At 44.1% G+C, this 12,572-nt stretch carries 3 protein-coding genes; 1 reads left to right on the plus strand and 2 read right to left on the minus strand.

All coding sequences use genetic code 11. From position 1 onward, the window contains the following. Positions 1-92: 92 nt before the first annotated feature. On the minus strand, positions 93-11,501 hold the full coding sequence (locus F6J90_RS24005) for a Calx-beta domain-containing protein (protein WP_293099201.1): 11,409 nt from the start codon (positions 11,499-11,501) through the stop codon (positions 93-95). On the opposite strand from F6J90_RS24005, the gene F6J90_RS24010 reads away from it, so the two are divergent. Continuing rightward, positions 11,500-11,721 (plus strand): hypothetical protein, encoded by a 222-nt coding sequence (locus tag F6J90_RS24010; protein ID WP_293099204.1) that lies wholly within the window; start codon positions 11,500-11,502, stop codon positions 11,719-11,721. The two genes, F6J90_RS24005 and F6J90_RS24010, sit on opposite strands and share 2 nt — an antisense overlap. 24 nt (positions 11,722-11,745) lie before the next feature. Here the strand turns inward: F6J90_RS24010 and F6J90_RS24015 are convergent, their stop codons facing one another. Beyond that, positions 11,746-12,312 (minus strand): hypothetical protein, encoded by a 567-nt coding sequence (locus F6J90_RS24015; protein ID WP_293099207.1) that lies wholly within the window; start codon positions 12,310-12,312, stop codon positions 11,746-11,748. Positions 12,313-12,572: the final 260 nt, after the last annotated feature.

Below are 12,572 nucleotides of genomic sequence, written 5' to 3' on the forward strand. Positions count from 1 at the left end.
CTTCGTATAGTTTTTATCCCTATAAAAATTCTTAGCTGTGTGAATAGCTGACCGCTGACCGCTGACCGCTGACCGCTGATAGCTTACTATTCTTAACTAATATCTGTCAGCAAAAGATTCAAGTTTTCCACCGTTAACAAAGGCAAATTAGGATTCTCTGTAGTACTCACATTTTCTGGATTGGAAAAGAAACTAAAACTAAATAGATATCGTCCCCTGGTTTTATTGGGGTTTTTCTGTTCCTGCCAATAGTCAATTTCATCGACAATATTTGTTCGCAGCTGTTGAGTCACTTGTAACATAGTGGAATCCCCAGACTTTTGAACCGTAAATCGAGGAGTTAGTAAAACAGGTAAGGAAGCTAATAGTTCTTCTTCATTACCAGTGGCGCTAGTATTGCTAGCTAAAGCAAAGGCATACTGACAGCTAATCCGAATATCATAAGGACGGTTAATGATAGCTGGTAGCAAGACTTTGAATAACTCTTCGAGATGCTTATCCAAGGCTTTACTTCTGGAATCGCCCAGGTCTGCAATATCCCAACGCTTATCATTAACTATTAGAGGAGTAATCCGATTCTTAAACCGGACTTCAGGAGTCTGGAAGATGAAAGCAGCATTGGTTTCCCGGCCATCAATCAAATTTTTATTGCGGGCGAGACGGATAGCACCCCAGGCATTTTGATAGTCCAACACATCCAAATTAGTTACAGTCACCTTACGGTCTGGTAATGCCGACTCCCCAAAGGTTTCTACCCCAGTTGCATCAAGCAATTTGGTGAAATCATACTCAATTGTTGTATAAGGTACTGTGAGGGAGTTAGTGGTGAAATCGTTTTGCCTGGTCTCATTTAACTCATACCCTGGTAACTCAATATCTAAGATTTGTTGATCAGGAACGGGTTGATCAGTAACGGTTTTATCAGTAACGGGAATATTGTTAGTGGGAGTGATGATAACTGTTTTGGTTTCTTGGTCAGCGGATAGGTTTTCATCAATGTTGTAGTGAACTGTCTCGCGAGATGCCTGTGCGATCGCTATCGGTTGCCAAATTTGCCATGACCTAGCCACGTCTTCTGCTAGAGTCGCAAAGGCACTGAGGGCAGAAGTAACCGTAGTCTCGTTGTCAGAGGTTAACCCGGTTTCCAAAGCTTTGAGATCACTGGCTAGGGTTGGATATAGATTGTTAAACCGCACCAGGGTATCCAACAGTGGATCAATAGTATTGGTCGTATCGATAATTGTGCCAACACCCACTGGGTCCGCAATGTCTGCATTAACTGCATTACTCAGCACAAGGGTAAAGGTTTCATTATTTTCAAAACAATCATCGCTGTTGACTGGCACCCGAATTTCTTTGGTGGTTTCACCTGGATCAAATTCTAGACTTCCGCTCGTTGCCGTGTAATCTCCTGGTGCTTTCGCAGTGCCATCCTGGGTTTGATAATCAACCGTAACAGTATTGTCAGAGGGAGGAGATAAGGTAATAGTGAAAACTGCTTCTACGTCTTGATTTTCTTCGGGTTCCTTCAAAGAGACATCATTAATGGTTAATTTAGAGGAACCATTGTATTCAATCCGGCATTCAATGGTATCTTGAGCCACATCGGGATGTTCATAGAGGAAAACATAATTCCAGTCTCGAATATCCTCAGCACTGAGAATCTCACCAGCAAAGCTGTCGGGGTCAGGAATTGCTGTATGGGAAATCAGAGAAGGAGGAAGGGGAAAATCTCGCAAAGGAATGGGAATTTGAACATCTCCAATTTGATTAGGCTCATCGTTGAGAGGTTGAATAAAATTGAGCCAAGAGGAGGTGGAATTAGTAGTATTAATCTTGTATTCCAACTCATTAACCTGATAGTTCAGATTAACCGCAATATCTTCGTAACGCTGAGGAGTTTGGGTATTAAAGAAAAAGGTTAGCGTAGACTTACCATTGTTGGCATCGCTCAGTTCAATTTTAGCTGGAGATAAGGTGAAATCTATCGATTGAAGCAGAGCTTGCTTTTCTGCGTCAGAACTAGTGGAGTTGGGTGTACTTTCAGGATTGGTGTAATAAGCCCCGTTTATCACTGGTTGCCCAGATAAACGAGGAATATCTTGATCAGACCATTGATAGCGATCAGCGATCGCGACATCCACGTTATATTGAACAATGGTTTCAATGTCGTAAGCATCCGCTAAATTTGTCAGCAATTCCTTTTGGAGTGCTTCCACCGCTAAGGTTTGGCGAGTAGTATACTCTTCGGATTGGAGTGCTTCCACCGCTAAGGTTTGGCGAGTAGTATACTCTTCGGAAGTTGTATCCACAGAAGTCTCCAATACATGGGTCACATTTTTACTAATCGAATCGGCCAAACTTGCTTTGACATCTAAAATCCGCCCAATCTCATCCTTTAAAGTGCTATCATTCACTGCAGGGATAGCTGTTTCCGGTTTCAGGATATCTTCAATAGCACGTAAATAGTTACGGGCTAAACCATTCAGGTCTACCGCATCCACTCGCACGGTTTCTGTTGAGGTTTGGTCAAGTCCACCATCTTGGGTGTAGCTGTAAAGGTTTACTTCCCCTGACATTAAGGTATTGCTCAAAGGCGCAGCGGAAAAGAAGTAGGGGAAATCCTCTTTGATATCGTAACTAATCCCGGTATCCCCCAGATGAACTGCCCACAGGGTATCACTGTTTTGAGGATTAGCATTATCAATATTCCCAGCATCCCTCCCCACTGCTAGCTTTAAGTTAGGTAGTGCTTGCTCAAATGCCTTGGCAAAGGGGTCAAGGGAGGCCAGGCGTTCACTAAACTCAGCATTTTCATCATCTGAGGAGCTGGTCAGCACAACGGTTTTGGGGGCAAAATAGGCTGATACTACCTCAGCTTCAGACACATCGTCGGAATGCATCAAATCCTCGTTGCGTCGCATTTCCAGCTGTACGGTGACCGGGAAAAGTAAATCCGTTGGATACAGAAGACTATTATTGTTATCCCGGAAGGTGAGATCAACCGTTGTGCTAGCTACTGCTGGGGGAACAATCCAATTTTGATTGGCCTCAATCAGATCCGATTCATTTTGGAGCGCCTCTGCTACTTCTGCCACAGTTAGGGGGCGTTGCGTACGCTTTTCTAACAGATCCACCGCTGTTTTCAGACAACTGAAGTCATACATGCGATGAATAATGTCCAATGATGTCTGTAAGGTGTCGATCAATACCTGATCATCGGTTTGACCATGGGCAGTTTCGATATTAGCGATCGCATTCGGCACATTCAAGGTTTCAGGTTGAGTATAAACCGTTGATGGCTCGAATTGGGATTTAAGGTTTCCTTGAGCATCCAGCAGTGTTGCTTTCAAGATACTCAAAGAAGATTCACTATCATTGGGATCAAGTAAGGCCCGTAACGCAATGCGATTTGCCCCTTCCAAGTTCTCCAGTTGCTCATAAATAGCATTCACAGCCCCAATGCTTTGCTGGGTTTGACTGGCGTCGCCTACAATATTATTCCCAATGCTTTGCTGGGTTTGACTGGCGTCGCCTACAATATTATTTTTGAAGTTAACCAGGGTTAGCGCCCATCGAGAGGTGAGAGTGTAGAAGGTTTCATCGGTTCCGGTCTCGATAGTTTGACTATCGATACTGTAGAAGGTTTCCTCAGTTCCGGTCTCGATAGTTTGACTGATGAAAGCCGCTAACCGTTTTAAGTCGCTATTTACCGTATCGTCACTGTTGTAACTAATCTTAGTCAGGGATGCCAAAACCGGACGGACATCGATTTCAGCATTGGCACTCAAGAGTCCTGCCAGGGTTTGGTTAGCCACCGCTACGGCTGCTGGGGTAATTTCCGTTCCCATGGTACTGGTTAAGGTACTCAGGGATGTGGTTTGATCTGTGGATTGTACCACTGCTAGATAGTCAGGGTTCTGTGCAGAAGAGGTATCCAGGGTAAAGCGATCCGGAATGTAGAGAGTTGCCCCGGACTCTAAGGCTAAAGTGGGATTTTGAAGAGCAATATCCCCTGCTGTGGTTTGATCGGTAATAATTTGACTATCATCGGCAGCAGCAATATCCCCTTCTGTGGTTTGATCGGTAATAATTTGACTATCATCGGCAGCAGCAATAGCAATCATTTGCTCAAAGCTATCCCCACTGGTGACAGTGTAGTTCAACAGCACGTCAGCCAGGATTACATCCTCCGTACCAAATAACCCAGTCATCTCGCTGACAGCAGCAGCAACCACAGCTAATTGACTATTGATCGTAGACTCAGTCAAAATATCACTGATATTGCCCACCCCTTGTACCGTTTCCAACACCGTGCGATGAAGGTTGGTTTGTAGATGAAGCTGCTGAGTTAGGTAAGCAAGGGTGTTCCGTTCGGGCACAATTGCCTCAGTAATGGTATACTCCAGGGCAACCACTTCAGCAACAATGCTGGATTTCAGCACATCGATGGCGCGAACATCAGTAGTGGCAACAAACTGGTTAAGGGCAATATGATATAGACTATCCTGAGGCTGGATGGTGTAATCAAGGCTACTATCGGCCATTGTGATTGTGGAACCTGCCACCAGTAAATCCTGGCGTTGGGCATTGGCAAGAATCACCGTTTCAACAGTTTCTATCCTAGAGGTATTGGGGAATGCCGTAGCGATCGCACTCCAGGTCTTTTCAGTAATTATCTTGATCTCTACATTAAACGGAGTTGGTGTTGCTTCATCATTCTTGGTCACCGTGACCGTTAATGTTGTGTCCGTGGGGAAAATTTCCAGACCACGAATGGCCTCAACCACATCCTGGGATGCTGCTAACAGACGGTCTCGAAGATTGCCCAACGTCTCGGCATCCTGGGTTGTGCTACCCAAGGCTGAAACCGTAACCCCTGCCAGCAATACCGTCGATTCATTCTCTGCAATAATCTCATTGATCCGGTCAGTCAGGATCTGGTCAAACTCCAGATCCAGGTCAGCATTTTCCAGCTGCAATACCCCATAGGCAATTTCTTCTAGGGTGGCGTTTAGGGTAACGTAATTGTTGACGTGGGATGATTCTAGACCCTTGATCAGGACACCATTGGTTAAAGTTTGGGTCGTATCTAACCCTTGAGCAATGGTTTGTAGCAGGGTTTCGATCAGCTGGTCTTCCTCTAGGGCGAGTTGTGCGATCGCAATTGACTCGAAGGTATCCCCATCTTGAACGGTATAGCGTACGAAATTACCAGCGGTATTAGTGTAAGAAATAATCCCACCAACCGCTAATAAATCCGCCGTTTTTGCATATTTAGTGACAATTTCCTCAACTTTTGCACTTTCAGTTCCGTAATCTTTGTTGAGCTTAGTTGCGATCGCATTTAAGCTGTTGGTTGGCTCAACCCGAATACCTACAGGAATCTGAATATTTTGACCACTGGTGAAAATACCACTGACTGCACTATTACTATCCCCTAAATCTCCAATATCACAGCCATACTGATTAGCAACGGATTCCAGGTTTTCACTGTTACCAGCAACTGTATAGGTAAATTGCTGCAGATATTCCAAGGTGACCAAATACTTATAAACATTATCCACAAAGCCAGTGAAGGCGGCACGCTGGCTATCAGTCAACTCCTGGTCACCGCTGGGAATCACCGATGTACTCACCCTAAACGTCAAGTTGGAGTCATGAACCTGATAGTAAATTTGTTGATAGGTGGCGCGGTCAGTTTTAATCTGATCCAGTACCTCAGTGAAAAGATTCCCAGGAGTGGGAATATATTTAGATTGGTCTAACACCAACTCCAGAATCAAATTAGCGGTCTTCTCATCCTTGCTGGTGATCTGATAGCTTTCACCCACCGAGGGCCATTGATTGATTCCGAAAATCGGGTCGAAATACCCTAATTTTTGGCTAATACCTTCTGCAAAGTCCCCATCACTTCCTAAACGATTGCCATAGATATCTTGCCAGCGAAAATCCAACGTAAAGGTATCTCCAATGCCGTAATAGGGATTGAGGGTATCCTTGAGAATTTCCGGTAATGCTTGGGATGCTGTGTTGGCGGCGGTGCTTAAGGCATAAACCGGCAAGACTTTTTCATAGACCCATTTTGTATTATCCTCATCCTCTTCAATCGGTCCGATCGGTAGACGGTCTTGCTCGGTTTTAAAGTCAGCTGCTGTACTGGGCACCTGATAACTTAAAAGCTGATAGAGGTTTTGAATCTCATCGGTAGCAGTATCATTTTCTACAGGTTCAATGGAGTCACGGGTCAGTCTAAAACCAAGATTTCCCGCCGGAATCTTCAACACATTAGTTGTTTCACTACTGGTGGCAAAAATTTCGCTGACACCATCGGGTGTACTGTTCTGGGAATGACCAGACGGAATATTAAGGCAGTTGTTATACCTAGCGGGAGTGCTGCTAAAGGTCATTAACAGAGTGACCTGAGCCGTGTCCCCATCAGCAAACAGAGAATCTGGTAAGCCCTTTTGCTCATTGTTTTGTGTATAGCTATACTTGAGGTAATAGCCTTCACTATTTACAACAGTGCTTTCCTGTACCAGTGTTAGGAATGGTAGGAAAGTTGCATCATTTATATCGTCATCTGTCTTTAGTGTCACCGTACGGTTATCCCCAGAATCTAGGGATAAATTCGTCTTCAGCATCAAGACTTCAGCACTGCCATCACGGGTCAGAACTTTCGAGTCACCACTGTCATCCAAATACAACAAGGTCAAGGTTGTAGGAGTTACGTTTGCTGTCAGAATATCTTGCAGCAATTGCCGACTAGCGGTTTCAATCCTTTCAATAGCGTATACCGTGGGCAAAAATCCGCTCCCATCTGAGGTGGAGACTTGGCGGATTTCCAAGGTTAATTTAGTTGCCCAAGTATATCCCGCTTCAATCTCCGCAGTATCTAACGTTTCCCCATCTTGAACTTGCTGCTGATTGTATAAAAGGGTTAAGTTGTATAAAAGATTAAAGCTTGTCTCATCAGACTTAGACTTGAGATAATCACATAACCCGGAAGGAAGTTCCCACAGCAAATTGTCACTATTTGCTGCATTGATAGATTCATTCCAGTAAGTTTTTTGGCGAATAGTGTATTGCTGGTTAGTGGGATTGTAAAACTCCAGCAGTGTTGGAGGAGTTGTGGGCAAAATTCCACTGGTTGCTGCCTCATCAAGCTGCTTAATAAGCGTAATGGTGTTGTAGGGAGGATCACTATCCGGGAAAGGATAATTGAGTTCAGAGGTTAACGTTTGACTATCACTGTTCTGACTAGTTTGACTGTCACTGGTCTGACTAGTTTGACTGTCACTGGTCTGACTAGTTTGACTGTCACTGGTCTGACTAGTTTGACTGTCACTGGTCTGACTAGTTTGACTGTCACTGGTCTGACTAGTTTGACTATCACTGGTCTGACTAGTTTGACTGTCACTGGTCTGACTAGTTTGACTGTCAGTGGTCTGACTAGTTTGACTATCACTGGTCTGACTAGTTTGACTATCACTGGTCTGACTTTGATCATCAATTAGTCGAATCCAAGTCAAAGTATCCAGTTTAAATAACCGGATTTCATTGGGGCTAATCGTTACCGTCTCACTATCCCCGTCTGTTGTGGGAGCAGTGCGCGTAACTGTAACAGTAAATTGTTGTCCTGTAGCAAGATAAGCAGCTTGTTGTCCATTAATAGTTGTAGTGCTATCTGTAAGGATGGGCATTCGCAATCCATGCAACAAGAATCGTGAGGTCATTCCCGCTAAGGATTCGAACGACTCACCTAAATTATTTAATAAATTGCCTAGGGTAATCTGGCCATTTTCATCAAACTCCTCATCATTTTGATCTTGATCTCTGACATAATCGATCCCAAGCTGCACCGCAGAGCGAATAATTAAGGTGAAGTAGTCAATAAATAAAAGTTCAGCGATCGCTAACTCTGCATCTGCGGATGCATCGTTGGTCGGTATTTGTCCCAGCACTTCTTCTGTGCTCTGGTTATGGTTATAGTTGGAGGATTGAAAATAAGTTTGAATCGCATTAATTTGATCGCGATCATATTTCGGACTATCAAAATAAACGGTATTGATAACAGTATCAGCACCATCCTTGAGTTCCATCTGAAGTTGAGGAAACATCGGGAAAAGGGTACCACTAATTTCCGTTGCTTCTGTCTCATTTGTATCTGTATTATTTGTATCTGTATTATTTGTATCTGTATTATTTGTATCTGTATTATTTGTATCTGTCTGATTGATGGGGCGGTCGGTGATATCAAAGATAAAATTGGTAGACAAGAATCGAATCAGGGGTTCCCAAAACTCATCCGCCGGTTCTTCGTCTAAGTAGTTAACGAATAGGGTATAAACATCTTCTAACAATTCCAAGGTTAAGACTTGATCATCAACATTAACAGCACTTGGGTCGATAGTTAAAGCATTACGCTCACTATCTGATAAGTAGGCATAAATCACCCATTTGAATAGGGCTTTAACTAACTCATCAAAGTCCGTATCATTATTAGCATTGGTAGAAGTATCATCATCATCTAAGGGAATCGAGTTTTCCATAAACAATAACCCGATACCACTTACCCCTGTTTCGGTCTTAGTAAAGGACGGTTGAAAATAAATATCGAGGCGAAGCTTGTCGCCTTCTCCAATAGTTTCCGTGCCCACGTTTCCGGGCAGTGCTAGCTTAATTCCCGTTGTGCCATCATCCCATCGCAATGACCGTCCACCAGATGTTTCAGTAGTGACATTTGTAGTAGTAGCATTTGTAACTGTTCCTGTGCTACTAATGGTCTGGGCTTTAGCAAAAGCAAAGGAGCGATTAGCCCTAGCATTTTTCTGCATTCGAGGGGGACGCACGGTTTGAGCACGGGCAGTAAATACTGGCTCTGGGGGAGCTATGGCTCCCCCAGAGTCAGGAGCGAGTTGCCAGGGTGGTGTGCTATCTGAACCGAGGACAAATTGCTCCCGCACGGTTAATTTAAACTTAAATCTGATCCGGACAAAGCCAATCTTGACCGATGCTTTGACAGAAACCGTAGCCACCAGAGCCACCTGAATCGCTTTGTATACCTCCACCACAAACAGCACCGCAGCTTTAACCAGGACTTCTATATCAACCTTAATGACCTTAAAGTCCACGACACCATAGATGCGACCAACAATGGCTACACCACCCTGAATCCGGTAATAGGTGGCCTTTTTCTCATTAGTATCGGTGGGATTATAGGTAGCAAACACCCCTTGCAAAATCCCATGGATGGTAATGCTGAATTCGGCGCGCAGAGGACCTTTATTGATAATTTTCCCCAACCCGACCTGTAAGCCAATGCCAAATTCCAATACCGGGTCAAAGGTGCCACTAACAATGTCGGGAACACTGGTGGCTGTTTCTGCACTAAGTTTATTGAAATAGAAGCCCCCTAACCCTAAAAAGATGCCGACATTAACGGCAATGGATCTCGAAAAGTCACCACCCCAAGGGAAGCCCACATCGATACCAAAGTCCCCATTGGTATAGATTTCAATGGCAACCACTGGCAGGGTAATATGAACAGCACCAAAGTCGATATACCGCATGGTGTCCGGTAAAACCAGCTCACTGCGATAGACCCCGACAGTGTCACTAATGCGGCGATAGAGGATTTCAAATTCAAATCCAGCAAAACTCTGTACCGGGGGTCCCGACAAGCTAATGCGCAGCCCATAGATAAAGGGATCGTTGAAAATTACACTGATCTCAATGGAACCCAAAATCACAAATTGGGCACCAATTAACCACCCACTCTCTGCACTAAACTGTATTGGCTGACCTGAAAATTGAATTGGTTGAGTGGGGTCAGAACTGACGGCTGAGGGTAAGGACTGTTGCAGAGCTGTGAGGGGATTTTGCCGCCGTTTAATAGGGGGAAGGGGTACCAAGGTTTGGCGCATCACCGTGGTGAATTGCTCAATAGTACGAGCTTGCTGCACAATTTCTGGTGCAAAGGCAACCCGTTGTCCCAAAGCCAGGAACTTCAGCTCGAAGATCGGGGCTTTAGTGCTGGGCACTTGTGGGGGATTTTCATTGACTGGGTCCCACTGAACTCGCTTTTTGGGTTCTCCAGGAATACTTAAGTCTACTGCGATCGCTATTTTCTTATTGGATGCTGTTCTGGCATTATTTTGTTGGGTACTAACCTGAGATGACTTAGTCCCAAACTGGTAAGACAGCCCCACATTGGATACCTTAGCAATCAAGACATTCAAGGTAGCCTTGTAGGAAATGGTGATGGATTTATCGGTTAGGTCTATCTCCAGACTAAACTTATCTAGCGCTATCTCTTCTTTAGCAAATTCATCCCAGGGTGGATCGAGTTCAAAGTCAATAATGCTGGAGTCATAGACGCTGACAATATAGGCAATCAGGTCACCAATGGTGGGATTCTTTCCACTGACCAAACTAACGCTAAACCGCAACAGTTTACGATTATTGATATCGGTGTAGACTGCGCTCAACAACAGGGTACTGATTTGGAGTTGGAAAATTAACTCACCGGTACGATTTGCCAGGGCTTGGGATGAACGACCAGAGCTAGAGGTGCTACTGGTTTGGCTAAAGGTATAGATAACCGAGAGTTGTAAGGTATCGAAAAAGGGAATCGAGGCTTTGACCGTTCCTGCGATCGCGCCTTTTAGGGTCGTAGAGGTTCCCCCGGATCTATTACTGGAGGTTTTGGAAATTTCAATCGCTGCTTGGATTTGCAGGGTTTCTTCCCCTGGCACTAAGGCAATGCCAGTATCCCAATCCATGGATCCGGTGAAGGTATAGCGGGATTCGACGATTTGGGTACTATTGTCTTGATAGCGGGTTTGTTGTAGCGCAAATGCCAGGGAAACTACTAAATCCCGCAACCCATACTCATCGAGTTTATCCTGGGAAAATCCAAAAGCTTTGATAACTTCGGTAATGCTGATATTTTCAGCAGTGGCAGAAAATGCCCACTGACTGGCAATTATGCCACTCTGTGACGAAAATTGATGGGCGACCTTAACCGCAAATTCGCCCCCAAATAACTCAAACAGCCCCTCAAATGACAGTTTTCGCTGCTGGGAGAGGGATTCTGCCGTATTCTGTTGAGTGCCATTGGTTGAGCCAGAAGATTTGACCGATGACACTGACAGAGCAAGCTGTTTGATCGATAAGGTTGGCCCCGAATCGAGGGTAATCGACCAGGCATTTTCAATAGCAGCCTCAAAGGAAAATGCCCCTTTATCTGGTCGCAATTCCACCGCCATTTTAGTAATGGCTAAGTTCTGAATCGAGTCTGGTGCATCTAATTCTGGAATTAATTCTTCCAAAAGCGCCACGACATAAAGTCGCTGTCCAGCAATCATACCGCCCTGATAAACCGTTACGTTGCGGTCTTCAATTTTCTCCAGGATCAAATTGACAGTTTCACCAGCAACGGTTAGCTCGGAGATCATACCAAAGCTAACACTGGTTGTTCTTTGCACTATTGCAGTCATGGCTCGATTCAAAAATATTACTAGGCAAAAATGGAATTATCGTAAATCAGCGGTCAGTGGTCAGTGGTCAGCCGTCAGCCGTGAGCTAAAAGCTCACGCTACGCGAACAGCCGTCAGCCGTGAGCTAAAAGCTCACGCTACGCGAACAGCCCTCAGCTTATTTTATTTAAAAGCCAAGTGGCACAGGCTTCGACGCTGTGAAGCATTAGCTGATAGCTGATAGCTGATAACTGATAGCTTATCGCTATTCTTCATTACTGATTTTGAAATAGATCCCCCTTAATTTGAGGTCTAATCCATCAATTAATTGACCTGCATCATCTTGCCATTCTGCTGATAGTCCAACGGTATATGCTGTTTTATCTTTTTTTACTACTGTTGTCTCCTCACTAGTAGTTTGATCAGTCACAGTTTGATTGGCAGTAGAACCTGGAATTCTGACATGAAATTCATCCACATATAAACCAGCTTCTACAAGGAGATTAGCAGCATTCTGTAAGACGGTAATATCTGGTAATTCCTCGGTGTTGAGCGTGCCATCCTCATTCAGAAAGGAAGCCCTTTTGTCTTCATCAACTGCTCCTAGTGTTTGTAAAATAGTATTGAAAGAAGTACCCACTGTACCTAAATATACTCTCTCCCCTGCCGGAAGTTCAACTTCAATTCCCTTTTCTTTAATTTCATTAATATCATTTTTAGGGTCTAAGGAAATTGTCTTCCCAGCCAGTTCTAGAGAAACACCAAAAAATACTTTAGTTTTAGTTTCAGTAGTTTGAGTTTCATCAGTAGTTTGAGTTTCAGTATCTGACATTTTTTTGCTCCTTATTCAAAAATAGTTAGTTTCAACAACTATCAATTTACAACAATTAAATTAGACATTTCGCTTTTTATTATATATCATATATCCAATAAAAAGTAAACCTAAAATTTATTTTTTTATTGGGCAATAAAACTCCGGATATCTTTCTCATATTGCCTCTTGCTTTCCCCTCCTGGGAGGGGTTAGGGGTGGGTTACTCTTGCCTCTTGCTTTCCCCTCCTGGGAGGGGTTAGGGGTGGGTTACTCTTGCC

It is taken from the genome of Moorena sp. SIOASIH (genome assembly GCF_010671925.1).
In the GTDB taxonomy this organism is placed as follows: domain Bacteria; phylum Cyanobacteriota; class Cyanobacteriia; order Cyanobacteriales; family Coleofasciculaceae; genus Moorena.